We start from the raw sequence: 22,135 nt of genomic DNA, 5'->3' as shown, positions 1-22,135 counted from the left end.
TCCAGAGTGATAGACCGGGCAGGGGAGATTGACAAGACAGGTGGCGCGTACAGCGCTGGTGCCCCTTAAGCGGCGTTCAGCCAGCGGAACCTGAAGTCGCCTTCCACCAGTTCCTGCTGTGTGGCGTGAAAGTCACGCATGTATTCGCGGTTCAGGTGCGATTCCAGAGCGCCCCTGGAGTCCCAGACCATGTAGACCACGAAGACTTCGGCGTCTTCGGCGTCCTGCCCGACGTGGTAATTCAGGCAGCCGGGCTCGGTCAGCCCGCGTGTGCGCAGCGTATCGAGCGTGGTCACCAGGGCTTCCCGGCGGTTGGCCTTGGCGCGGGCGATGCCGACTAGCGTGTACGTTCTGGACATGGATGACCGGCGAGCGTCTGCGGGCGTCTGGTAAGCGTTTGGCGCGCCATTGTAGCCGGGCCGGGCCGGGTGGCCCGGAATGCCCGACGAGCCTGTCCGGACATTTCCCGGTGGAGCTTGACAGCGGCTGCCGGGTCGGTTCCTGACATCGCAATTTTCCTAAAGTATTGGCTGCGAGTGCCGATATGGGGCCGAGGACGAGAGCACCATTTCACACGGGGCATTGCATGTTGAGACGAATCAAGGCGGAGCAACTGCAGGTCGGCATGTTCGTTGCCAGGCTGGGCGGACCCTGGCACGCGCGCGCATTCACGCGATCGAAATTCCTGCTGACCAGCGAGGATCAGGTCAGCCAGCTCCGGTCTTCGGGCGTGCAGGAGGTCTGGATCGACATCCTCAAGGGCCGCAACGCGCCGACCCCGCAGGCGGCACTGAGCCCATGGGAGACGCCGGAGCCGGAGCCGGAACCTGCGCCGGTAGCCGCCACCAGCCTGGAAGCCGAGTTCGGCTACGCGCGGGAGCTGATCCAGTCGGGCAAATCGGTGATCGGCTCCATGTTCACCGATGTGCGCATGGGGCGCGCGCTGGAGGTCGACGGCGCCTTGCTGCTGGTGGACTCGGCGTCGAAGTCGCTGTCGCGGCATTCACAGGCGCTGATCGCGCTGGCGCGGCTGAAGGCGCGCGACGACTACAGCTATATGCACGCGTTCGCCATGTGCGCGCTGATGGTCGCAGTCGGGCGGACGATGGAACTGCCGCCCGAAGAGGTGCGCGATCTGGGGCTGGCCGGGCTGGTGCACGACATCGGCAAGCTGACGCTGCCGGAGGCCGTGCTGCACAAGCCTGCTTCGCGCAGGCCAGGCGAGGATGAGGAGATCCGGCGCCATCCGTCGACGGGCTATCGCATCCTGAACGAGGCGCGCGTGAACGCCAATATCGTGCTGGACGTCTGCGTGCACCACCATGAGCGCGTGGACGGCCGCGGCTATCCGTTCGGGCTTATGGGGCGCGAACTCAGCGTCCACGCCAAGATCGCCGCCATCTGCGATACGTACGATTCGCTGACTTCGAGCCGGCCCGGACACCAGGAATGGTCGCCGGCGCGCGCCATGGAATACATGGCGGTGCGCGTCGACACGCTGTTCGACCGCCACGTGTTCAAGGCCTTTACGCGCACCGTGGGCATCTACCCGCTCGGCACGGTGCTGCGGCTGCGCTCGAACCGGCTGGCGGTGGTGTGCGCCCAGCATGAATCCGAACCGCTGCGCCCGCGCGTGATGGCGTTCTACTCGGTGCCGGACTCGAGCCCGCTGACGCCGCAAGTCATCGACCTGCGCCACAGCAGCGACACCGTGGTGGCCTTTGAAGACCCGGCCGACTGGGGCTACACCGACGAGCAGTTGCTGGCTATCTACGCCGGGCAGGGGCAGCCTGGCGCGGCGGGGGCAACAGCCATGGCGACGCCTGGAGCTTAGCCAGCAGGAAGTCGCTGAAGGCTCGCACGCGCGCGCTGCCGCGCAGGTCCGGATGCGTCAGGATCCAGAGCGGCGTGTCCAGCGCCGGATCGGGCGGGGCCAGCCGCACCATGTCGCGGTCCGGGTCGGCCAGCAGGCAGAGCAGCATGCCAGCGCCCATGCCCTGGCGCACGGCCTCGGCCATCGCAACCAGGCTGTCGGCGTACACCGCCCGGCGTTCCTCCGGCACGTTGGCGGCCACCCAGCGCGCCTGTGCCAGGTGCGACAGGGCGTCGTCCGGCACCACCCAGTCATAGGTGTCCCAGGCTTCGTCCTGGCGCGGCGGCCGCCCGCGGCCGAACTGCCGCAGGTAGCTGCGTGCCGCGTAGGGGGCTGTCTGCAGCAGGCCGGCCAGGCGCCCGACCAGGTGTTCCGGTGGCGCAGCAGCAGGGCGCACGGCAATGTCCGCTTCGCGCCGGCTCAGGTTCAGGAAGGTGTTGTTGACCGCGACCTGCAGCTGGATGCGCGGGTGCTGGCCGCGGAACTCCGCCAGCATCGGCATCAGCAGGGGGCCGAGCAGGGTGTCGGTGGTGGTGATGCGCAGCGTGCCGCTCAACTGCGCATCCAGCCCGCCCAATTGCCGTTGCGCGGCATCGATCAGTTCGCCCACGGTGGTCAACTGCGTGGCCAGCGCTTCGCCGGCCGCGGTCAGGGCATAACCACCCTGGTGCCGGTCGAACAGGCGCGTGCCAAGGTCATCTTCCAGGCTGGCCAGCCTGCGCAGCACGGTCGAGTGGTTCACCTGCAGCGTCCGCGCCGCCCCGGCCAGTGACCCGGCGCGGCTCACTGCCAGGAAGTACCTCAGGTCGTCCCAGTCAGCATCGTGCATCTTTGCATAACTCCAGCGCAGGATTGGCGAATTGATGTGCCGAAGTGCACAGACTACATTGGCATGGCGCTGGCGGCAATGCAGGCAGCCGGCTCCGATACTGACTGATACCTACCATGGCCTGGACCCTCCTGATCCTCGCCGGCCTGATCGAAATCGTGATGGCCCTGGCGCTCAAACACACAGACGGCTGGACCCGTCCCTGGCCCACCACGCTGGGCATCGGTGCCGCGCTGGCCAGCATCTTCTTGCTTAGCGCGGCCTTGCGCGAGCTACCGGTGGGTACTGCCTATGCCGTGTGGACCGGCATCGGCGCCATCGGGGTGACGCTCGTCGGCATCGTTTTCTTTGGCGAAAGCGCGGCGCCAGCGCGCCTCGCACTGATCGCGCTCATTTTCGTCGGCATTGGCGGGCTGAAGCTGCTGCCGTCATGACAGGGTGGGGCAGGCCCGCGGCGTTTTGTACACTGTGCGGCTGAGTGAGCTGCTTCTCCTGCCTGTCATGGATTTCGATACCCTGCCGGACCTGATCCAGCAATACATGCCCACCCGTCCGTGGGCGCAGAACCTCGTCTACGTGGCGATCCTCGTGCTGGTCGCCACCGTGGCCCAGTGGCTGGTGGCCAAGGTGGTCTCGCGCATGGCGCACCGGCTGCTGGTGATCGCCGGCAACGGCCACTGGAGCAAGGCGCTCATGCGCCACCGGGTATACCGGCGCTTTGGCTATGCGGTGTGGTTTGCCGTGATCACCGTGGGCGTCGGGGAGGTGCCCAACCTGGGGCGCTACGCACTAGCCCTCGAACGGATCACGCACGCAGGCACCTGGGTCTGCATCTTCATGATGATGATCGGCGCGCTGGGCGCCTGGCAGGACGTCTATGCAGGCAGCACACGCGCGCAGACGCGCTCGATCAAGGGCTATGTGCAGGTGGGGCGGCTGGGCCTGTGGCTGGTGTGCGGCGTCCTGGTACTGTCGATCCTGATCGACCGCTCGCCGCTGTGGATGCTGTCGGGCCTGGGCGCGCTGTCCGCGGTCCTGCTGCTGGTGTTCAAGGACACGCTGCTGTCACTGGTGGCCAGCACGCAGCTCACCTCCAACGATATGCTGCGCATCGGCGACTGGATCGAGATGCCGCAATGCAATGCAGACGGCTACGTCAAGGACATCGCCCTGCATACGGTGAAGGTGCAGAACTGGGACAACACCGTGACCACGGTGCCCACCTACAAGCTGTTCTCGGAAAGCTACCGCAACTACCGCCAGATGTTCGAATCCGGCGCGCGCCGCATCAAGCGCACCTTGCGTCTCGACGCGGGCAGCGTGCGTTTCCTGAGCGACGACGAAGTCCATGCGCTGATGCGCTTCCGGCTGCTGCACGACTACCTGGAGCAGAAGCAGGCCGAGGTCGACGAGGCCAACCGGCTGCTGATCGAGGCAGGCAGCGACCCGGTCAATCGCCGCCGCCTGACCAATATCGGCACATTCCGCGCCTATGGTATTGCCTACCTGAAGGCGCACCCGGAGATCCACCAGAACCTTCTGCTCAACGTGCGCATGATGGAGCCGGATTCGCAGGGCATTCCGGTGGAGGTGTACTGCTTCACGCGGCTGACCGCGTGGATGGACTATGAACGCATCCAGGGCGATATCTTCGACCACCTGCTGGCGATCCTGCCCGAACTGAGCCTTCGCCTGTACCAGGCGCCGTCGGGCGCGGATCTGACAGGTGCCCGCATCAATCCCGTGCTGGCGGCGGCGCAGGTTGCGGCAGCGCAAGCGGTGATGCCGCAGCCCGAGAAAGCATCGCCGATGCGATAGCCCTCAGCCGGCCACGCGCGGCTTGACGCACCCGGCGGCTTCCTTCGCTCGCTGGCGTGCCGTGTCGACATCGTCGGCATAGGACAGTGCCACGCCCATGCGGCGCTTCGCGAAGCTTTCCGGCTTGCCGAACAGGCGCACCTCGGTCTGCGGCACGCGCAGCGCCTCGTCCACGCCGTCGAACACCACGCCCTGTGCGTCCACGCCGCCGTAGATGACGGCGCTGGCGCCCGGGCACTTCAGTGCCGTGCTGACCGGCAGCCCCAGGATGGCGCGCGCGTGCAGCTCGAACTCGTTCTGCCACTGCGTGGCCATGGTGACCATGCCGGTATCGTGCGGACGCGGGCTGACCTCGCTGAACCAGACCTGCTCGCCCTTGACGAACAGTTCCACGCCGAACAGGCCCTGGCCGCCGAGGTCCGAGGTGACTGCGCGGGCAATGTACTGGGCCTTTTTCAGCGCCGCCGGGTGCATCGGGTGCGGCTGCCAGCTTTCGACGTAGTCGCCGCTGACCTGGAGATGGCCGATGGGCGCACAGAATTGCGTCTCGACCTGGCCATCAGCGCCCAGCGCGCGCACGGTCAGAAGAGTGATTTCGTAGTCGAAGTCAATGAAGCCTTCCACGATGACGCGGCCGTGGCTCACGCGGCCACCGGCCATCGCGTAGTCCCACGCGGCCTTGACGCCGTCGGGCCCGTCGATCTTGCTCTGGCCCTTGCCCGAGCTGCTCATGACCGGCTTGACCACGCATGGGTAGCCGATGCCGCCATCGATCGCGGCTTGCAGTTCTTCAAGCGAATCGCAGAACTTGTACGGGCTGGTCGGCAGTCCCAGTGTTTCGGCGGCGAGCCGGCGGATGCCTTCGCGGTCCATGGTGAGGCGCGCGGCCCGCGCCGTGGGGATCACGCGCACTACGCCGGCGGCTTCGAGCATTTCGAGCATGGGCGTGGCGATGGCCTCGATCTCGGGCACCACGAGTTGCGGCCTTTCCGCTTCGATCAGCGCCTTGAGCTGATCCGGGTCGCTCATTGCGATGGTGCGGGCATGGTGGGCGACCTGCTGGCCGGGCGCGTTCTCGTAGCGGTCCACGGCAATGGTCTCGACGCCCAGCCGCTGCAGCGCAATCAGCACTTCCTTGCCGAGTTCTCCGGAGCCAAGCAGCATGACTTTGGTGGCCGAAGGGGAGAGGGGGGTTCCGATGGTGGTCATGGGGGCGTCGTGGCTTGCGAAGCAGGGAAAGCCCGCATTGTAGTGCAGGCGGGCGCCCGCGAGCCTGCGCTCCCCTATGCGGGCCAGGCCGCCCGAGGCGTTGCCATGCGGCGAACGGATTGTGCTGTCCAACGAGGCCTGGGCAGGCTGCGGGCGCGCACACGATTGAATTCACCACGTCGAAAAGTTTCATGACGGGATGCCGCCCCAAGCCAGCATGCCGCGATACAGTCGGCAGCAATGACAGGCAGAAGGAGCACGCATGCCCACCCGTCGACTGGCCGCAATGCTTGCCGCCGCGTTCTGCGCTGCCGGCATGGTGCGTGCGGCGGCCGCCCAGGACAAGGCAGACGACGCCAACAAGAGCAACAACCCGCTGAACCTTGCGGCATCGTTCAACATCCAGAACTACTACACGCCACGGCTATACGGCAGCAACGCGCATACCAGCGATTTCCTGCTGCGGCCTACCATCCCGCTGGCACCGGGCAGCCTCGTCGGCGTGCCACAGATCGTGCGCGGCACGGTTCCCGTCAGTACGCGGCCGCGCGCGGATGGCAGCTATGAAACCGGGCTGGGCGACATCAACCTGTTCGATATCTTCCTGCTACGGGAGAGCGGCACGCAGCTCGGCGTCGGTCCGCTGCTGACCATTCCCACCGCCACCGACCCAAGCCTCGGCACCGGCAAATGGCAGGCGGGCGTGGCCGGCGTGGCCGTGCATGCCACGCGCGCGCGCCTGCTCGGCATGCTGCTGCAGTGGCAGCACTCGTTCGCGGGGCAGAGCAGCCGGCCGACCGTGCAGTCGCTGACGGCCCAGCCGTTCGTGATCGTCAACCTGCCCGAGGGCTGGTACCTCCGCTCCACCGGCATCTGGACGTTCGACCTGCAGCGCGACACGTTCTACATTCCCGCGGGCCTGGGCGCCGGCAAGGCGTGGAAGGAAGGAACGACCATCTTCAATGCCTTTGTCGAGCCGCAATACACGATTGCGCACCATGGCAGCGGCGTACCGCAGTGGACGGTGTTCGCCGGCCTGAACATGACTTTCGGCAAGTAGCCGGACAAAGCCCATACCAGCATGAAGATTCCGCCAAGATCCGCCCGGAACACGCTGGCCGCGCTGCTGGCGGCGCTGGGCCTGTCGGCGTGGGGCACGGTACAGGCCCAGGACGCCGCGCCTGCCACGCCAGCGGAAGCGAAGCCGGCCCACAGCCTTTCGTTTTTCGACCCCGAAGACGGCATGCTGGACGCGAGCGACTTCCTGCTCAACCACAAGGGCGCGCTGCCAGTGCCGACCATCATCACGGAGCCCGCCGTGGGCTATGGCTTCGGGCTCGGGCTTATGTTTTTCTCCGAGTCGATGGCCGAGGCTGCGGCCAACGCGAAGGCCTCCGGAAAGGGGCCCGCACCGCCGAACATCACGGGTGTTGGCGGCGCCTATACGGAAAACGGCACATGGGGTGCCGGCCTGGTGCATTTCCATACGTGGGACGGCGACCGGTACCGCTATCTCGGCGCCATTGCCAAGGTCGATGCCCAGCTCGACTACTACGGCCTGTTGAACCAGCCGCGTGCCTATGAACTGCAGGGTAGCTTCCTGGTGCAGCAGTTCCTGGTACGCCTCGGCGATTCGCGCTGGTACGTGGGGCCGCGCTACGTGCTGTTCGATTCGTCGGCCAATTTCAAGTTCGGCAATGCGGACGAGCTGGGCAGCGTCGAGAAAGACCAGCGCATCGGCAAGGGCGGCATCGTCGTCGACTACGACTCGCGCGACAACATCTTCTATCCGAGCCGCGGCAGCTACGCCGAGCTGGAGGTACAGTTCGCGCGCGCGGGATTCGGCAGCACGCAATCGTTCAATATGTACAACGCGCGTGGCTTCACATGGCTACCGCTGAGGCGCACGCTGATCCTGGGCCTGCGCGCCGACACGCGCTTTTCCAGCGGCGACGTGCCGTTCTACGCGCAGCCGTACATCGACCTGCGTGGCGTGCAGAAGGGCCGCTACCAGGACCGCAACGCGGTCATGGCCGAAATGGAGTTGCGCTGGGATGTCACGCCACGCTGGTCGCTGCTGGGTTTTACGGGTACCGGCAAGGCCTACGGGCGCTGGCATGACTTCTCGGATGCCAGCAACGTCTACAGCATCGGCGCGGGCTTTCGCTACCTGATCGCGCGCAAGCTCGGCATCTCCATGGGCATCGACGTGGCGCACAGCAAGGGGCAGGATGCTTTCTACATCCAGGTCGGCAGCGCGTGGCATTGAACCGGCGCGGCGCGAAGGGTCACGGTGCGCTGCGCTCGACAATGCGGTACACCTTGCCGCTGCCTGAGGATGCGAAGGTGTCGGCCAGCACGTAGATCTCGCCCTGCGCATCCGTCCCGAACGACAGTACGCTGCCCGGGATAGTGACGCCCCAGTCCAATTGTTCTGCCGCCGCATCGCGAAAGGCGAAGCTGCGCAGCCAGCCGCTGCACAGGTCCGAATACAGATAGCGGCCGCGCAGTGGCGGCATGGCGCTGCCGCGATAGACATAGCCACCGACCACCGCGCATCCGCCGTTCGCATCGTGGCCGTATTCGAGCTGCGGTTGGGAGATGCCCTGCGTGCTGCAGGTTGGCGCCCCGAAGCATGCCGAGCCCTCGAGCCGGTTCCAGCCATAGTTCTGGCCACCCGTGGCGGACGCGACCACGTCGATTTCCTCGCGCAGGGCCTGGCCCACATCGGCAATGTAGAGCGTGCCTTCCGCGCTGTCGAATGCAAAGCGCCAGGGGTTGCGCAAGCCGCTTGCCCAGATTTCTCCGCGGCGCCCGGGCTGGCCCGCGAACGGGTTGCCGGGAGGGATCGCGTAGGGCTGGCCGCCATTGACGTCGATGCGCAGCAGTTTGCCCAGCAGCGAATCGAGGTTCTGCGCATTGCCGGACGGGTCACCCGCGCCGCCGCCATCGCCCGTGCCCAGGTAGAGCATGCCGTCAGGCCCGAAGGCCAGCAGCCCGCCATTGTGGTTACTGAAGTCCGGGTGCGGGATGGTGAGCAGGACGGTAGCGGCCGGGTCCGCGACATTGGGGTTCGACGCGGACACCTGGTAGCGTGCGATCGTAATATTGCCGGCCGTGTCGGTGTAGTAGACGTAGAAGCGGCCGTTGGCCGCATACGCGGGATCGAATGCCATCGACAGCAGGCCGCGCTCGCCGTCGGTCGTCGTCAGCGTTGAAATGTCGAGGAAAGGCGTGGCCAGCAGCGTGCCGCCCTGCATGATGCGGATGCGGCCCGCGCGCTCGACGATGAACATCCGCGCATCATTGGCCGGCGCTGTCAGGAATACGGGTGCCGCGAGGCCGCTTGCAACTTCCTGCAGCGCCAGTGCGAAGGGCTGTGACGCCCCGTATGTCACGGTGACGCTTGCCGTGCCGTTGCCGACAGTCACCTGCTGCGTGGCAGGCTGGGGCGTGAATGCCGCCGAGCCGGACAGCACGCCGGCCGCCGCCACGGTGTAGATGCCGGACGCCAGGCCCGAAAGCGTGGCGCTGCTGCCCAGGCGCTGGCGAAACCCGGCTGGCCCGTTCACGGTCACATCGCCGCTGGTGCCCGCGGGCAGGCCGGTAATGACGACTGCCAGCGCGCCAGCGGCTGGCGTGCCGATATTGATGGACACCTGCCCGCTACCGCCACAGGCTGCCAGGATGAAGGCGATCAGCAGCAGGGCGGTGCACCGGATGCCGATTCGCGCACGTGCCATGGGTTGCTCCCTTGGGGATCTCCCAAGGAAGACTAGTTCACGAAGCTTGGGAAATCACACCGTACACACCGTAGCGCTATGGCGTGGCGAGTGCCGGCGGGCGACGCTGCGTGGCCACGGCAAAGGCAATCTGGGCCAGGCCCGCGGTCAGGCCCAGTCCCACGCCGACCTGCCAGGCCAGCGTGTAGGACCCGAGCGCGTCATACACCACGCCGCCGCCGAATGCGCCGACAAAGCTGCCGATCTGGTGGCTGAAGAAGGCCATGCCACCAAGCATGGCCTGCCAGCGCAGGCCAAAGGTCTCGCCGATCCAGCCTGCCACCAGCGGTGCCACGCCCAGCCACAGGAAACCCATCACGGCAGCGAACACCAGCGTGCTGGCTGGCGTTGGCGCCGACGAAAAATACCAGGTCAGCGCCAGCGAGCGGATGGTGTAGATGCAGCCCAGCAGCATCAGCTTGTTGACGCGCCCGCCGGCCCAGCCGAAGAAGATGCTGCCCAGCACGTTGAAGCCGCCAATCACGCCAAGCGCCTTGGCGCTCAGCATCGGGTCCATGCCGCAGATATCGAGATAGGAGGGCAGGTGCGTGGTCAGGAAGACCAGTTGCATGCCGCACACGAAATAGGCCATCGCCATGACCAGGAATGGCACGTGACGCAGTGCCGTGCCCAGTGCCTGTCGCGCGTTGTCCTGGTCCGCGCCTTGCGGCACGGCGATGGGCAGGCGGTCTACCCGGCCGGCAAACCAGGCCGCGGGCAGCATCACCAGCGCCAGCACGACGAACGCTGCCACGCCGGTACGCCAGCCGAACGATTGCGCGACGACCTGGCCGATCGGCGCGGCGATCAGCGCACCCAGCGATCCCGCGCCCGACACCAGCCCCAGCACCGTGCTGCGCATCGCCGCCGGCACCGGCCGCGCCGCCACGGCCATGGAGATCGCGCTGCCCGTGCAGGCCATGGATGCGCCAATGGCCACGCCTGCGCCCAGCGTCACGCCGACCATGCCGTGCGAGGTGGACAGCAGGACCAGTCCGATCACATAGAGCAGCGAGCCGCCCATCATCAGCGGCCGGAACCCCACGCGCGTGGCCCACGCCCCCGCGAGCGGCTGCAGCAGCCCCCAGGCCAGGTTCTGCACGGCAATGGCCACGGTGAAGTCGGATACCGAAATGCCGATGTCCTTCGTCAGCGGCGGCATGAAGATGCCCAGGCTCTGGCGCAGGCCCATGGCCAGGCTCAACATGACAGAGGCGCCCAGGAGGATAGGGAGCGCAGGGCGGAGCGCGTTGAAGGGGGATGGCACGGAGGGAGTGTCTCGGGTCGTTATTGTTGTCCCGGCGGGCTCGCGCCGCTCCGCATGAAGATTAAGCAGACGCTGAATTCACCAGGTGAAGCCAGCGTAGGGGCTGGCCAGGCGGGTGTCAATGTGTCGGGCACCCGCCTGGCGGCTGGCAGCGCATGTCCTGTGCGGCTATCGGCCAGGCCGTCGCAGGCGCTGCGCATGCGCCTCAATCGAGGCTGACTTTCGACGCCTTGATGGTCTCGCCCCAGCGCCTGACCTCGCTGTCGACAAGCGCGGCAAACTTCGCCTGCGGCTCGCCGCCGGGAATGCCGCCCATCTCGCGGAACTTGGCCACGACCTCCGGATTGCGCATGGCCTTGGCCAGCGCGTTCTGCAGCGTGGCGACCACGGCGGGCGGCGTCCTGGCCGGCGCGAACACGCCCAGCCAGCCCATCACGACGAAATCCTTGATGCCCGCCTGCTCCATGGTCGGCACATCGGGCAGCCCGGGCAGGCGCTCGGCACTGGTCACGGCCAGCGCGCGCAGCTTGCCCGCGCGGATATGCGGCAGTGCCTGCGTCATGTTGTCGAACATGAAGGTGGTCTCGCCCGCGAGCAGCGAGGTGGTGGCCGGCGTGGAGCCCTTGTAAGGCACATGGATGACTTCGGTGCCGGTGCGCAGCCGGAACAGTTCCGAGGTGAGGTGCGTGGTCTGGCCGATGCCCGCCGAGCTGTATGAATACTGTCCCGGTGATTTCTTCAACTGCGCGACCAGGTCGCCCACGGTCTTGTACGGCGACTGCGCGTTGACAACCAGCACGTTCGGGAAGGAGATCATGTCCGTGAGCGGCACGAAGTCCTGCGGCTTGTAGGTGAGCTGCTTGTAGGCGCTGTAGTTGATGGCATGGGAACCGGTGTTGCCGACCAGCAGCGTGTAGCCGTCCGCCGGCGCGCGCATGAACGTCTGCGTGCCGATGATGCCGCCGCTGCCGGGGCGATTGTCCACCACGACGGGCTGGCCGAGCAGGGCCGAGAGTTTCTGCGCGACGAGGCGCGTGGGGATATCGGTGGTGCCGCCGGGCGCGCCGGGCACGATGATGGTGATGGGCTTCTCGGGCCACGCGGGCGCGGCGTGCGCAGCGTGGGGCAGGGCGGCCGCGCCCAGCATGCCCGGGAGCAATAGCGCGGCGGAAGTCTTGAACAGCGACTGTGGCAGCCAGGTGGTCATGGGTGTCTCCTCCATGGTTTTGTGTGGTGGGTGTCGTGTGTGGGTGCTGCGCGGCGTGGATGGCAATGCGGCCGACGCAATGGCCGGCCGCACAGGCAAGGGCTTACCCCTTCATGCCCCTTACTTGCCGGTCCATACCGGCTTGCGCTTCTCGGCGAACGCGGCGGCGCCTTCGCGGGCATCGGCCGACGAGAACACCGGTGCGACGATCGGGCGCTGGCGCTCGAACATCTCGGCCGCCGGCCAGTCGGCGGATTCGCTGACGATCTGCTTGCTGACCGCCACGGCCATCGGGCCGTTGGCGCCGACTTCTTCGGCCAGCGCCAGTGCGGCTTCGAGCGCCTGGCCCGGCTCCGTCAGGCGGTTGACCAGGCCATAGGCATGCGCCTGCTCGGCGCCGAGCATATTGCCGGTCAGCGCGTACTCCATGGCGATGTGGTACGGGATCCGGCGCGGCAGGCGCATCAGGCCGCCGGCGGCAGCCACCAGGCCGCGCTTGACTTCGGGCAGGCCGAATTTGGCTGCCTTGGACGCCACGATCAGGTCGCAGGCCAGCGCCATCTCAAAACCGCCGGCCAGCGCATAGCCTTCTACCGCGGCGATCAGCACCTTGCGCGGCGGCGCTTCGGTCAGGCCGCCAAAGCCACGGCCCGGCAGGCTCGGGCGCTTGCCGGCCAGAAAGCCCTTCAGGTCCATGCCGGAGCAAAATGTGCCGCCGGCGCCGGTCACGATGGCCACGCTCAGGTCGTCGCGCGATTCGAACTGGTCGAGCGCGGCAGCCATTGCCGTCGCGGTCTCGAAGTCCATGGCGTTGCGCGCCTCGGGCCGGTTCATCGTAATCAGCAGGATATTGCCGCGTGTTTCGAGTTGCAGCGTTTCGCTCATGCTTGTCCTTGTGTTCGTTTGAGGAGAGACCGGCAGCTCAGCGCGGGGCCATGCGGATGGCGCCATCCAGGCGGATGGTTTCGCCGTTGAGCATGATGTTCTCGAGGATGTGCACGGCGGTCGAGGCATACTCGTCCGGCGCACCGAGGCGCGCCGGGTGCGGAACCATGGCGCCCAGCGACGCACGCACGTTTTCCGGCAGCTTGGCCAGCAGCGGCGTGTCGAACAGCCCCGGGGCGATGGTGCAGACGCGGATGGCGCGCTGTGCCAGGTCGCGCGCGGCTACCAGCGTCATGCCGACGATGCCGGCCTTGGCCGACGCATACGGAATCTGGCCGATCTGGCCTTCATAGGCAGCCACCGAAGCGGTCAGCACGCAGGCGCCGCGCTCGCCATCCACCATTTCATTCTTCGCCATGCGTGCGGCACCCAGGCGCAGCGCGTTGAACGTGCCGATCAGGTTGATGCGCACGATCGACTCGTACTTTTCCAGCGAACCGGGTGAGCCGTCCTTCTCGACCACGCGCACCGGGCCGCCCAGGCCGGCGCAGTGCACCAGCGCGCGCAGCGGGGCAAGTGCCTCGGCCGCGTCATAGACGGCATTCATCTGATCGGTGTCGCAGACATCGGCCTTGACGAAGCGTGCCTTGGGGCCGAGTTCGTCCACGGCGGCATTGCCACGTTCTTCGGACAGGTCGGCGATCACCACGCTCACACCACGCTCGATGAGGCGGCGTGCGGTGGCCAGGCCCAGGCCGGACGCGCCGCCCGTGACGACTGCGGACATATCTGCGGTCAGTTTCATGTTGAGTCTCCAGTTCTGATTCAGGGATTCGGTAAATACGACATACGGGTACGAACCGGGCGGCAACCCGGCCCGTGCGCAGGCCTTACAGGCGTTCGATGATCGTGGCGTTGGCCATGCCGCCGGCCTCGCACATCGACTGCAGGCCATAGCGGCCGCCGCTGTCTTCCAGCGCATGCAGCATGGTGGTCATCAGGCGCACGCCCGATGCACCGAGCGGGTGGCCCAGCGCAATTGCGCCGCCACGTGGGTTCAGGCGCGCCGCGTCGGCACCGAGCGCCTTCTGCCAGGCCAGCGGCACGCAAGCAAACGCTTCATTGATCTCGTAGTGGTCGATCTGGTCCAGCTTGAGGCCGCTCTTCTTGATGGCGCGCTGGCTGGCCGGGATCGGCGCGGTCAGCATCATCATCGGATCGTCGCCGCACACGTCGAACGCCACGAAACGTGCGCGCGGCTTCAGGCCAAGGCGCTGCGCAGCCGACTCGCTCATCAGCAGCATGGCCGAGGCGCCGTCGCTGATCTGCGAGGCGTTGCCCGCCGTCACGTTCCAGCCGATCTGCGGGAAGCGCGCGCTCAGTTCGTCATTGCGGAACGGGGACTGCAGCGTGCCGAGCTTTTCCACCGACGTGCCGGGGCGGATGGTCTCGTCGTGCTCGATCACGCCGTTGGGCGTCACGATCGGCAGGATCTCGCGGCGGAAGGCGCCGGCTTCGCGCGCGGCGGCGGCCAGTTCGTGCGAGCGGGCGGAGTAGCTGTCCATATTCTGGCGCGACAGTTCGTACTTCGCGGCCACCAGCTCGGCCGCCACGCCCTGCGACACCAGGCCCGGTGCGTAGCGTGCCTCGATCGACGGGCCATAGGGGTTCTGGCCGATGCGCGCCGAGCCCATCGGCACGCGGCTCATCGACTCGATACCGCACGCGATGACGATGTCGTAGGCGCCGGCCATGATGCCCTGCGCGGCGAAGTGCACGGCCTGCTGGCTGGAACCGCACTTGCGGTCGATAGTGGTGGCCGGCACGTGGTCGGGGAAACCCGCCGCCAGCCAGGCCACGCGGCCCGGGCCGGCGGACTGCTCGCCGGCCTGCGTGACGCAGCCCGTGATGACGTCGTCCACCAGGCCCGGATCCAGCTTGTTGCGCTCCACCAGTCCCTTGAGTACCTGGGCCAGCAGTTCCGTGGCATGCAGTTCGGTGAAAGCCGAACCCGGCTTGGAGCGGCCCATCGGGCTGCGGATGGCGTCAACGATGACGGCTTGTTGCATGGGGGTTGTCTCCTGTAAATCAGTGCTGCGGAATTCGAGAGGCCAGACAAGTCAGATATTGAGACTTAGGTGCCGAAAATTGATCGTCGGATACGATGATTTGGGATTCTCGCGTCGGAATTGCGACAAGTAAACTCAAAAATACGGAATTTGACTTCGGAAAAAACGAAGGGCAACATCCGGGTTTCGAGACGCTGGTATCAAAAAATACGAGACTCAGACGTTTATATGGCTAATGATCCACATACATCGATAACCGCGCCAACTGCTGGCGGCGCCGACTCCGAAGGCGAAGCCCGGCTTGTCAGCGCGCTCGCGCGCGGCATTTCGATCCTCAATTGCTTTTCGCCGACCGTGCAGGAACTCAGCAGCCGCGAGCTGATGGAACGCACCGGCCTGGCCAAGCCGACCTTGTTCCGCCTGCTCGACACCTTGTGCGAGCTGGGCCTGCTGCACTATTCGGAGCGCCTGTCGCGCTACGTGCCGGGCGTCGGACTGGTGAACCTGGCCGCGCCGGCGCTGGCCCGCATGACAGTGCGGCAGCTTGCGCGCCCGCTGATGCAGGAGTTGGCCGACCACATCGAGGGGCAGGTGGAGCTCATGGTCGGATACGGGCACACGCTGACCTATGTGGAGATTGCGCAGGGCGTCCGCAGCCGCGTATTCCGTCCGGAAGTGGGCACGCGCGTGTCGATGTCGCGCACGGCATCCGGGCGCGCCTACCTGTCGATGATGGGCGCGGCGGAACGCAACGCCTACCTGGAACACCTGCGTGTCACGGATCCGCAGCGGGAAACGTGGCTGCAGGGTCGGCTGGCCGAGGCCGTGCATGACATGGAGGAGCACGGCTTCTGCCGCGGCCACCGCGACCTGCATCGGGAAATCGAGGCGATTGCCGTGCCGATGCGTGCGCGCCGGGATGGCGAAGCCTGGCTGTTCGCCGCATCGGTGCCGGTGTTCAGCCAGCAGAGCAAGCAGCTGTTCGAAGACGTCGGGCCGCGGCTGGTCAGCCTGGTGCGCAACGTTGAAGGTTCGCTTGGGGCGGCGGGATAGCGCCGTTCGCCGCTGACCGATCCACTCGCTCGTGGGCGCAGCACGCTGAAGGGCGAGGCGGGCGGGCCGCCTCGTGATATATCGGCCTCAGTTCCCCGAGAACACCGGTTTGCGCTTCTCCAGGAATGCCTGCACTGCCTCGCGGTGATCGGCGGTCTGATGCGACAGCGCCTGGAAGCCCGCGGAAAGCTCGAGCAGCGTGTCCAGCCGCGTCTGCATGCCTTCGCGCATCAGCCGCTTGGCCAGGCGCACGGCATGCGGCGGATTGACGGCGATGCGTTCAGCCAGCGCATTCGCTGCCGGCAGCAGTTCCTCCGGCGGCACCACGCGCGACACCAGATTCCACTCCAGCGCCTGCTGGGCGCTGATGGGCTCGCCGGTGAAGATCATTTCGGCGGCACGCGACAGACCGATCACGCGCGGCAGCAGCCATGCGCCGCCATCGCCGGGGATGATGCCCAGGCGCACGAACGATTCCGCGAACTGTGCGCGTTCGGACGCAATGCGGATGTCGCACATGCAGGTCAGGTCCAGCCCGGCGCCCATGGCCGCGCCGTTGACCGCGGCGATCACCGGCACTTCGAGGTTGAACAGGGCCAGCGGCAGGCGCTGGATGCCGCAGCGGTAGTCCTGGCGGATCTCCATGCCGCTCACCTGGCCCGAGGCCTGGCGTTCCATATCGTGGATATTGCCGCCCGACGAGAACGCGGTGCCGGCGCCGGTGATGATGACGGCGCGCACGCTGCGGTCGCCATGGATGCGGTCGATGGCCGCCAGGAATTCGTCGACGGCGGTGTTGCCGGTCAGCGGGTTGCGGCGCTCGGGCTCGTTCATGGTCAGGGTGACGATGTGGCCCTGCTGCTCGTAGCGAAGGAAGTCAGCCATGGTGTGGTCTCTCCGTTTCTGAAGTTCTGAAAACTGGTTATTGCTTCGGGATGCCGGCCTGTTCGGCCGCGTCCGACCAGCGGCGGATATCCGCAAGCTGAAAGCGGCGCAGTTCGTCCGCGCCGGAGACAAAGACATCCCAGTTGGTGCGCGCGAGGAATTCGGCGGACTCGCGCGTGCTGTAGATCTCGACAATGGCCTGCTCCAGTTTATGCAGCACCGGCTTGGGCGTGCGGGCCGGCGCGAACGCGGCGGTCCAGTTCACCATGAAGTAGCCGGGAAAGCCGCTTTCCTGCAGCGTGGGCGTGTCGGGGCGGCTGGCCAGGCGCTTGTCGCTCGTCACGGCCAGGATGCGCAGCTTGCCAGCCTGCAGCAGCGGCAGCGTGGCGCCGTAGTCGGCAAATGCGAAGTCGATCTGGCCGGCGGCCACGTCGGTCAGCGCCGGCGCCGCACCCTTGTACGGCACATGGTTGGCCTTGACGCCGGCGCGTGTCAGGAACAGTTCGGTGGCGATCTGGTAGGACGCGCTGCCGCCACCGTAGTTGAGCTTGCCGGGGTTGCGGCGCGCGGCGTCGACCAGCCCGGCCACGTCGCGATAGGACGATGCGGCAGGCACCACCAGCGCCATGGCGCCCGCGCCAAGCCGCGCAATGGGCGCGAGGTCGTGCACCGGGTCATAGGGCAGCTTGCGGAACATGGCCACGTTGGTGGCGACGGGCGAGTTGCTGGCCAGCAGCAGCGTGTAGCCGTCCGGTTCGGCGCTGACCACCGCCTGCGCAGCGATGAAGCTGTTGCCACCGGGGCGGTTCTCGACCACCACCGGCTTGCCGAGCTTTTCTTCGAGCTTGCGCGCCACGTAGCGCGCATTGGTGTCAGTGCCACTGCCCGGCGGGAACGACACGACCAGCTTGATCGGCTTCTCCGGATACTCGGCCCGGGCCGGCGCCGCCGGGAGCGCCAGCGTGGCAAGGAGCGAAACGCCCGCGATGGCGAGCACGCGCCTGGTGATGGACTGCATGTTGTCTCCTCTTGTTCGAATGCGCACTGTCGATGCATCTGCGCCGCCAAGGCTAAGGGGAGCGGCATGGCTTCGTCCAATATTCATTTGTTGGCAAGTGATATTCCACGGATATCACTTGCCAACAAATGAATATTGGACACCGATGACCGCGCACTCCTAAGCTGAACTCCGGTTGTCCGCGTGGACAGGCTGCGGACGGCACAGACCAAGAACAGCAAGGAGACACATGAAGAAGGCCCTCGGACACATCAGGGTGCTTGACCTCACGCGCGTGCTGGCCGGCCCCTGGGCGACGCAGAATCTTGCCGACATGGGTGCGGACGTGATCAAGATCGAGCGCCCCGGTGCCGGCGACGACACGCGCGCCTGGGGCCCGCCGTTCCTGCGCGACGCGCAAGGGGAGGAGACGCGCGATTCGTCCTACTTCCTCAGTGCGAACCGCGGCAAGCGCTCTGTGACCGTGGACATCGCCACGCCCGCGGGCCAGGCCATCATCCGCGACCTGGCGCGCGAGGCCGACGTGGTGGTCGAGAACTACAAGGTCGGCACGCTGGCGCGCTACGGGCTGGGCTACGAGGACCTGCGTGCCATCAACCCGCGCCTGGTGTACTGCTCGATCACCGGCTTCGGCCAGAGCGGGCCCTATGCGGCACTGCCCGGCTATGACTTCGTGTTCCAGGGCATGGGCGGCCTGATGAGCATTACGGGCATGCCTGATGGCGAGCCCGGCGGCGGCCCGGTCAAGTCCGGCATCGCCATCACCGACCTGCTGACCGGCATGTATGCGACCACGGCCATCCTGGCCGCGCTGGAGCACCGCCACGTCAGCGGCGAGGGCCAGTACATCGACATGGCGCTGCTGGACTGCGTGGTGACCATCAACTCGTACCAGGCCATCAACTACTTCCTGTCGGGCAAGATCCCGCAGCGCATGGGCAATGCGCATTCGAACATGGTCCCGTACCAGGTGTTCCGCTGCAAGGAAGGGGACGTCATCGTCGCGGTCGGCAACGACGGCCAGTACCGCGCGCTGTGCAAGGTGATCGGGCGGCCGGATCTTGCCGAGGACGAGCGCTTTGCCACGGCCGGGCAGCGCAACCGAAACCGCGAGGCGCTGATCCCGCAGGTGGCCGAGGCCATGCTTGCGCGCACGATGACCGAATGGGTCGATCTGCTGGAAGCGTCCAACGTGCCGTGCGGTCCGATCTACAACATGCAGCAGGTATTCGAAGACCCGCAGGTGCGCCATCGCGAAATGCAGCTTTCCCTGCCGCACAGTGCCGGCGTCAAGGCGCCCGGCCTGGCCAACCCGATCCGGCTATCGGACACGCCAGTCACCTACCAGCATTCCGCGCCGACGCTCGGCGAGCACACCGACGAGGTACTCGGCGAACTTGGCTACGACGCTACGCGTATTGCCGCGTTGCGCAAGGAGGGCGTGTTGTAGGAGCCGTCGATGGAGTCGCTGCAAAAACATATACCAACCAGGAGGAGACAGCAGTGAAGACCAGATTTTCGTTGCGCATGGCGGCCGCGATGGCGGCAGCCGTTCTTGGCGTCATGGCCATGCCCGCAGGCGCGCAATCGCGCGCGCAGCCGATCCGCTTTGTCGTGCCATATCCACCCGGCGGCGCGGCTGACCAGATCACGCGGCTCGTGGCGCAGCAGGCGAGCGTCAGGCTGGGCACCCCCATCGTGGTGGACAACAAGGGCGGGGCGGGCGGCATCATCGCCGCCGAAGCCGTGGCGCGGGCCGAGCCAGACGGCAAGACCTTTCTCGTGGGTTCCAACGCGCCGCTGGTCATCAACAGCGCGCTCTACACCACGCTGCCGTACGACCCGGTCAAGGACTTCAAGCCGGTCGCGGGCATGGGCAAGTCGCCGCTGCTGCTGGTCACGCGGCAGGACCTGGAGGTGAAGTCGGTCAAGGACCTGGTGGCCCTGGGCAAGCAGTCGCCCGGCAAGTTGACCATGGGCTCGGCCAGCAGCGGCAATATCACGCACCTGGCCGGCGAATACGCAGCTTCGTCGCTCGGCTTCAAGGTCACGCACGTGCCATTCGCGGGCAGCGCGCCGGCCATCATCAGCCTGATGGGCAAGAACATCGACCTGATGTTCGATGCCTTGCCTTCATCCATGCAGCAGGCGAAGAGCGGCAAGCTGCATGCACTGGCGATCCTGGACCGCAGCCGCTTTCCGCTGCTGCCCGATGTACCCACCATGCAGGAGCTGGGCTATCCGGGCCTGGAGGCCAGCGCATGGTTCGGCGTCGTGGCGCCGGCGCGCACGCCTGATGCGGCCATTGCTGGCCTGAACCGAGCTATCAACGAAGCGCTGCAGCAGCAGGAATTGCAGGACAAGCTGCACGCGATCGGCGCGCAACCGATGCCGGGCTCGGCGGAGGCCTTCGGCCAGTTCGTGCGCGATGAGCGTGCGCGGTGGATTCCGCTGGCGAAGACGCTAGGGGTGAAGGCGGATTAGGTGAGGGAGACCGGGTGCTTGTTTTCTCCCCTCTCCCGCAAGCGGGAGAGGGGAGCAACCCGGCGCGCGTCATCCAGGGCACCGCGGACGCGATCCGGCCGATGCCCTGAGTCACCGTCGGGATTGCGCATCGTGCACGTTCCTACACGGCCTTCAGTCTTCCGCAACGAAGCCAGTCGCCTCCACGATGGGCTTCCACGCGGCGCGTTCCACGGCATCCCAGCCGATCGACACATTGCCGCTGATCACATCGACCAGCATCGGCGATGCCCCGCGATAGGCAGCCGGTGTGATATGACCGCCAGGCCTCAAGGATACACAGGAGCAAGTTGCGCAGGCCGCCCTCCGCCGATCTCAGAAGACCAGCGTCGCCGTCCCCATGAAGGTCTTCGTACTGTCGATGCGGTTCTTGCTCGCCACGGTGGGGACCCAGCGCAGGCCGAGCGACAACTTGCTCCTGGCGCCCACCTTGGTGTCATAGGTCACGATCGGGCCCAGCGCCCAGTCATGCCCGCGGAAGCCGTTGAGCCGGTCGGCGGTCGGGCCGCTGTCGTCGCCGAGCTGCTGCGTGGTGCCCGCCACCAGCCCCGCGCCGAAACCGTTGGCAAAGCGCTTGAGCACCATGGCGTCGAGCGTGAAGAGCGGCGCGTTCTGGTAGTCGGTGGCGTTGTTGCGCGTATAGAACTGGATGCCCGCCACCGCGTCGAATTCCAGGCCGTGCTCGGGCATCAGCTTGGTAAAGGCCACCTGCGGAATGAAGGTCCAGTTGTTCAGGCTGGGGTTGGCCAGCGCGTTCTTGTCATACTGCCCGGTCGGCGCCCAGATGTTCAGGCTCAGCGCCATGTGGGCCGTCTTGGAAAAGTGATAGCCCGCGATCAGCGGCGTGAACATGATGTCGAACAGGTTGGACGCCCGGTCCTCCGTGCGTCCCTGCAGCCGCCCAGCGCTAAACGTGGCGCCGACCTGCGTCCAGACATAGGGCAGGGTGAAGCTGGAGGCAAAGTTCCACGCGCCCGGGCCGGTGTCCCAGACCTTCATGATGGTGGCCAGCGTGAAGGCAATCTCTGCGTCGATACCCAGCGATGTCTGGCCAATGACCGGCACCTGCCGGCTACCCCCGATCGAACCGTTCAGGTAGATCTCGCCAAGGTTGACCACGGTGATCGGCTCCGGCGCCACGATGCCGGCATTGGGCAGCACGCTGGTGCCCGTGACCGGCCGGCCCAGCCCGCCCTCGGTGGCCCGGGCGGGCACCCAGGCGATGCCGAGGCAAGCGGCCAATGCGGCCACCAACGGACGGGGCGACAGGAAGCGTCGCGCGGGGCGGGCTGGCACGTCTTGCATGTTCGGTCCTCCGTTGCCGGCCGCGCAGGCCGGGACTTGGCAAATCGAGGCTTCTGGATAGCACTAAATTTAGTTTTCCAGTTACCCGGCCATTGTCGCCGTGGCGGGACCGGTCATGAAGTTAATGTTTTTATGTCCGCGTTAAAAGTGTCCCAATGATGCAACATGGGGCTTCCCGATGCGGCAGGCGATCACGCCGCATCCGGGACGGGCTGCCACTCCCGCAGGACGTGCACCTGCCCTGGAGCAGGCAGCGCGCGCGAAGGCAGCCAGCCCTGCGCATACTGCGCGCCGCGCTTCCGCACGTAGCGGGCCTGCTCCTCGTGCTCGATGCCGTCGGCGACGACTTCGAAGCCCGGTTCGTATGCCATGGCAATGGCGTGCACCGCCACCGGCATCAGCAGAGGCAAAG

Annotated in this window: 21 protein-coding genes; 8 read left to right on the top strand and 13 right to left on the bottom strand. The window is 66.6% G+C overall.

The features are described 5' to 3' along the window. Window positions 1-65 precede the first annotated feature (65 nt). Window positions 66-359, bottom strand: coding sequence for a putative quinol monooxygenase (locus LDO29_RS26605; RefSeq protein WP_224082732.1), 294 nt, complete (start codon window positions 357-359; stop codon window positions 66-68). Between the two features lie 227 nt (window positions 360-586). On the opposite strand from LDO29_RS26605, the gene LDO29_RS26600 reads away from it, so the two are divergent. Then, window positions 587-1,834, top strand: coding sequence for an HD-GYP domain-containing protein (locus LDO29_RS26600; RefSeq protein ID WP_224082731.1), 1,248 nt, complete (start codon window positions 587-589; stop codon window positions 1,832-1,834). Here LDO29_RS26600 and LDO29_RS26595 read toward each other — a convergent pair. Continuing rightward, a complete protein-coding gene (locus tag LDO29_RS26595; protein ID WP_224082730.1) occupies window positions 1,767-2,702 on the bottom strand; it encodes a LysR family transcriptional regulator in 936 nt (311 codons plus the stop codon). The two genes, LDO29_RS26600 and LDO29_RS26595, sit on opposite strands and share 68 nt — an antisense overlap. A 116-nt stretch (window positions 2,703-2,818) precedes the next feature. Here LDO29_RS26595 and LDO29_RS26590 point away from each other — a divergent pair, with 116 nt between their 5' ends. Together LDO29_RS26590 and LDO29_RS26585 are read left to right on the top strand one after the other, a co-directional pair. After that, complete coding sequence (locus LDO29_RS26590; RefSeq protein ID WP_224082729.1) at window positions 2,819-3,136, top strand: DMT family transporter; 318 nt, start codon at window positions 2,819-2,821, stop codon at window positions 3,134-3,136. A gap of 67 nt (window positions 3,137-3,203) precedes the next feature. After that, window positions 3,204-4,520: a mechanosensitive ion channel family protein gene (locus LDO29_RS26585; protein WP_224082728.1), complete on the top strand. Its 1,317-nt coding sequence runs from the start codon at window positions 3,204-3,206 to the stop codon at window positions 4,518-4,520. A 3-nt stretch (window positions 4,521-4,523) separates the two neighbouring features. Here the strand turns inward: LDO29_RS26585 and purT are convergent, their stop codons facing one another. After that, entirely contained in the window at window positions 4,524-5,729 is a 1,206-nt protein-coding gene (gene purT, locus LDO29_RS26580) for a formate-dependent phosphoribosylglycinamide formyltransferase (RefSeq protein WP_224082727.1), read from the bottom strand. 262 nt (window positions 5,730-5,991) lie between these two features. Between purT and LDO29_RS26575 the strand changes: the two genes are divergently transcribed. Together LDO29_RS26575 and LDO29_RS26570 are read left to right on the top strand one after the other, a co-directional pair. Next, entirely contained in the window at window positions 5,992-6,789 is a 798-nt protein-coding gene (locus LDO29_RS26575) for a hypothetical protein (protein WP_224082726.1), read from the top strand. A 21-nt stretch (window positions 6,790-6,810) separates the two neighbouring features. Next, the gene (locus tag LDO29_RS26570) at window positions 6,811-7,998 is read left to right on the top strand and encodes a BamA/TamA family outer membrane protein (RefSeq protein WP_224082725.1); all 1,188 of its coding nucleotides are present in this window, start codon (window positions 6,811-6,813) and stop codon (window positions 7,996-7,998) included. A 19-nt stretch (window positions 7,999-8,017) separates the two neighbouring features. Here LDO29_RS26570 and LDO29_RS26565 read toward each other — a convergent pair whose 3' ends face one another. From LDO29_RS26565 to LDO29_RS26540, 6 genes are all read right to left on the bottom strand, one after another. Then, a complete protein-coding gene (locus LDO29_RS26565) occupies window positions 8,018-9,472 on the bottom strand; it encodes a PQQ-dependent sugar dehydrogenase (RefSeq protein ID WP_224082724.1) in 1,455 nt (484 codons plus the stop codon). Window positions 9,473-9,548: 76 nt separating this feature from the next. After that, window positions 9,549-10,718, bottom strand: a complete 1,170-nt coding sequence (locus LDO29_RS26560; protein ID WP_224082723.1) for an MFS transporter — start codon at window positions 10,716-10,718, stop codon at window positions 9,549-9,551. A gap of 265 nt (window positions 10,719-10,983) precedes the next feature. Further along, window positions 10,984-11,985 (bottom strand): Bug family tripartite tricarboxylate transporter substrate binding protein, encoded by a 1,002-nt coding sequence (locus LDO29_RS26555; RefSeq protein WP_224082722.1) that lies wholly within the window; start codon window positions 11,983-11,985, stop codon window positions 10,984-10,986. Window positions 11,986-12,105: 120 nt separating this feature from the next. Further along, window positions 12,106-12,870 carry a crotonase/enoyl-CoA hydratase family protein gene (locus LDO29_RS26550; RefSeq protein WP_224082721.1) on the bottom strand — a complete coding sequence of 255 codons (765 nt, stop codon included), beginning with the start codon at window positions 12,868-12,870 and terminating at the stop codon, window positions 12,106-12,108. 37 nt (window positions 12,871-12,907) lie between these two features. Beyond that, entirely contained in the window at window positions 12,908-13,675 is a 768-nt protein-coding gene (locus LDO29_RS26545; RefSeq protein WP_224082720.1) for an SDR family NAD(P)-dependent oxidoreductase, read from the bottom strand. A gap of 85 nt (window positions 13,676-13,760) precedes the next feature. Continuing rightward, window positions 13,761-14,939 carry a thiolase family protein gene (locus tag LDO29_RS26540; protein WP_224082719.1) on the bottom strand — a complete coding sequence of 393 codons (1,179 nt, stop codon included), beginning with the start codon at window positions 14,937-14,939 and terminating at the stop codon, window positions 13,761-13,763. Window positions 14,940-15,167: 228 nt separating this feature from the next. Between LDO29_RS26540 and LDO29_RS26535 the strand changes: the two genes are divergently transcribed. Beyond that, a complete protein-coding gene (locus tag LDO29_RS26535) occupies window positions 15,168-15,992 on the top strand; it encodes an IclR family transcriptional regulator (protein WP_224082718.1) in 825 nt (274 codons plus the stop codon). Between the two features lie 87 nt (window positions 15,993-16,079). Here the strand turns inward: LDO29_RS26535 and LDO29_RS26530 are convergent, their stop codons facing one another. Together LDO29_RS26530 and LDO29_RS26525 are read right to left on the bottom strand one after the other, a co-directional pair. Then, entirely contained in the window at window positions 16,080-16,877 is a 798-nt protein-coding gene (locus tag LDO29_RS26530; RefSeq protein ID WP_224082717.1) for a crotonase/enoyl-CoA hydratase family protein, read from the bottom strand. A gap of 37 nt (window positions 16,878-16,914) precedes the next feature. After that, on the bottom strand, window positions 16,915-17,895 hold the full coding sequence (locus LDO29_RS26525; protein WP_224082716.1) for a Bug family tripartite tricarboxylate transporter substrate binding protein: 981 nt from the start codon (window positions 17,893-17,895) through the stop codon (window positions 16,915-16,917). Window positions 17,896-18,124: 229 nt separating this feature from the next. Between LDO29_RS26525 and LDO29_RS26520 the strand changes: the two genes are divergently transcribed. Together LDO29_RS26520 and LDO29_RS26515 are read left to right on the top strand one after the other, a co-directional pair. Beyond that, window positions 18,125-19,345, top strand: a complete 1,221-nt coding sequence (locus tag LDO29_RS26520) for a CaiB/BaiF CoA transferase family protein (RefSeq protein WP_224082715.1) — start codon at window positions 18,125-18,127, stop codon at window positions 19,343-19,345. A gap of 89 nt (window positions 19,346-19,434) precedes the next feature. Then, window positions 19,435-20,379, top strand: a complete 945-nt coding sequence (locus LDO29_RS26515; RefSeq protein ID WP_224082741.1) for a Bug family tripartite tricarboxylate transporter substrate binding protein — start codon at window positions 19,435-19,437, stop codon at window positions 20,377-20,379. A gap of 354 nt (window positions 20,380-20,733) precedes the next feature. Here the strand turns inward: LDO29_RS26515 and LDO29_RS26510 are convergent, their stop codons facing one another. Together LDO29_RS26510 and LDO29_RS26505 are read right to left on the bottom strand one after the other, a co-directional pair. Further along, window positions 20,734-21,723, bottom strand: coding sequence for a SphA family protein (locus LDO29_RS26510; RefSeq protein WP_224082714.1), 990 nt, complete (start codon window positions 21,721-21,723; stop codon window positions 20,734-20,736). A gap of 191 nt (window positions 21,724-21,914) precedes the next feature. Continuing rightward, window positions 21,915-22,133 (bottom strand): EAL domain-containing protein, encoded by a 219-nt coding sequence (locus LDO29_RS26505; protein ID WP_224082713.1) that lies wholly within the window; start codon window positions 22,131-22,133, stop codon window positions 21,915-21,917. Window positions 22,134-22,135 lie beyond the last annotated feature (2 nt).

Origin of the sequence: Cupriavidus laharis (genome assembly GCF_914271435.1) — a bacterium.
In the GTDB taxonomy this organism is placed as follows: Bacteria; Pseudomonadota; Gammaproteobacteria; order Burkholderiales; family Burkholderiaceae; genus Cupriavidus; species Cupriavidus laharis.
Note: the sequence above shows the minus strand (reverse complement) of the source record. Positions and strands in the feature narration are given on the sequence as shown.

Coding starts and splice junctions, on each gene's coding strand:
- LDO29_RS26605 (WP_224082732.1), bottom strand. CDS start 359: ATGTCCAGAACGTACACGCTAGTCGGCATCGCCCGCGCCAAGGCCAAC.
- LDO29_RS26600 (WP_224082731.1), top strand. CDS start 587: ATGTTGAGACGAATCAAGGCGGAGCAACTGCAGGTCGGCATGTTCGTT.
- LDO29_RS26595 (WP_224082730.1), bottom strand. CDS start 2,702: ATGCACGATGCTGACTGGGACGACCTGAGGTACTTCCTGGCAGTGAGC.
- LDO29_RS26590 (WP_224082729.1), top strand. CDS start 2,819: ATGGCCTGGACCCTCCTGATCCTCGCCGGCCTGATCGAAATCGTGATG.
- LDO29_RS26585 (WP_224082728.1), top strand. CDS start 3,204: ATGGATTTCGATACCCTGCCGGACCTGATCCAGCAATACATGCCCACC.
- purT (WP_224082727.1), bottom strand. CDS start 5,729: ATGACCACCATCGGAACCCCCCTCTCCCCTTCGGCCACCAAAGTCATG.
- LDO29_RS26575 (WP_224082726.1), top strand. CDS start 5,992: ATGCCCACCCGTCGACTGGCCGCAATGCTTGCCGCCGCGTTCTGCGCT.
- LDO29_RS26570 (WP_224082725.1), top strand. CDS start 6,811: ATGAAGATTCCGCCAAGATCCGCCCGGAACACGCTGGCCGCGCTGCTG.
- LDO29_RS26565 (WP_224082724.1), bottom strand. CDS start 9,472: ATGGCACGTGCGCGAATCGGCATCCGGTGCACCGCCCTGCTGCTGATC.
- LDO29_RS26560 (WP_224082723.1), bottom strand. CDS start 10,718: ATGTTGAGCCTGGCCATGGGCCTGCGCCAGAGCCTGGGCATCTTCATG.
- LDO29_RS26555 (WP_224082722.1), bottom strand. CDS start 11,985: ATGACCACCTGGCTGCCACAGTCGCTGTTCAAGACTTCCGCCGCGCTA.
- LDO29_RS26550 (WP_224082721.1), bottom strand. CDS start 12,870: ATGAGCGAAACGCTGCAACTCGAAACACGCGGCAATATCCTGCTGATT.
- LDO29_RS26545 (WP_224082720.1), bottom strand. CDS start 13,675: ATGAAACTGACCGCAGATATGTCCGCAGTCGTCACGGGCGGCGCGTCC.
- LDO29_RS26540 (WP_224082719.1), bottom strand. CDS start 14,939: ATGCAACAAGCCGTCATCGTTGACGCCATCCGCAGCCCGATGGGCCGC.
- LDO29_RS26535 (WP_224082718.1), top strand. CDS start 15,168: ATGGCTAATGATCCACATACATCGATAACCGCGCCAACTGCTGGCGGC.
- LDO29_RS26530 (WP_224082717.1), bottom strand. CDS start 16,877: ATGGCTGACTTCCTTCGCTACGAGCAGCAGGGCCACATCGTCACCCTG.
- LDO29_RS26525 (WP_224082716.1), bottom strand. CDS start 17,895: ATGCAGTCCATCACCAGGCGCGTGCTCGCCATCGCGGGCGTTTCGCTC.
- LDO29_RS26520 (WP_224082715.1), top strand. CDS start 18,125: ATGAAGAAGGCCCTCGGACACATCAGGGTGCTTGACCTCACGCGCGTG.
- LDO29_RS26515 (WP_224082741.1), top strand. CDS start 19,435: ATGGCGGCAGCCGTTCTTGGCGTCATGGCCATGCCCGCAGGCGCGCAA.
- LDO29_RS26510 (WP_224082714.1), bottom strand. CDS start 21,723: ATGCAAGACGTGCCAGCCCGCCCCGCGCGACGCTTCCTGTCGCCCCGT.